The sequence below is a fragment of the Vibrio sp. 1288 genome (genome assembly GCF_033344475.1).
In genome coordinates, this window is the sequence record NZ_JAWPOX010000510.1 from 1 (window position 1) to 708 (window position 708).

The 708-nt window shown below is 46.3% G+C and carries 1 protein-coding gene; it reads right to left on the reverse strand.

Annotation, left to right across the window (positions count from 1 at the left end; translation table 11 throughout):
- The coding region (locus R8O11_RS27690; RefSeq protein ID WP_318194933.1) for an alanine--tRNA ligase-related protein at positions 1–541 on the reverse strand (541 nt) is incomplete at its 3' end.
- Positions 542–708: the final 167 nt, after the last annotated feature.

Genomic DNA, 708 nt, shown 5'->3' on the forward strand with positions numbered 1-708 from the left:
CACCGCAAGGCACTTGAGCGAAGCCTTCCACTTTCCAATAGCGCCTTTCTTGGCCTTCGTCAGAGAATGCGCTCTCAATCTCAGCGTTCGAATCGATAACTGCCTGAGCTTGTTGTTGAAACTCCGCTAGCAGTGGCGTGATGCTTTCAGGCCATTCAAAATCAATTCTGCTTTTATCTGCGGAGATATGTGCGCCAACCTTCTGAATGTTTGCAAATTTTTGCGTGAACAGTTCAAGTATGACTTCCGCCGCAAAGTGGAGCTTCATCAACGCATAACGCCTTTGCCAGTCAATTTGAGTGATCACTTGGTCGCCAACTCGAAACGTGGGTTGACGTTCTAGAGTGTAAACAATGCGTGAGCCAGACTTAATTGCACCGACGACACGAATCCCGTCGATCGTACCTGCATCGCTCTCTTGTCCGCCGGATTCAGCATAAAAAATAGTGTGGGATAACTCGACTTCTTTGTCCGAAATTCGAGTTACCGTGGAGGTGAGTTCTGTTTGGTAAGGTTTTTTCCAAAATACCTTGACGGTCATATGGCCTTCCTTTGCACATAATATTGACGTACATCGATGCTACGCGGCTAATAAGTGAAGTCAAGCAATGCTAATGAGATAAAAAATAAGCTCCCGAAGGAGCCTATTCACTTACTTTCACTAACTTTCAACTACTTAAGAGGAACGCCAGGCGCGTCAGACACGCA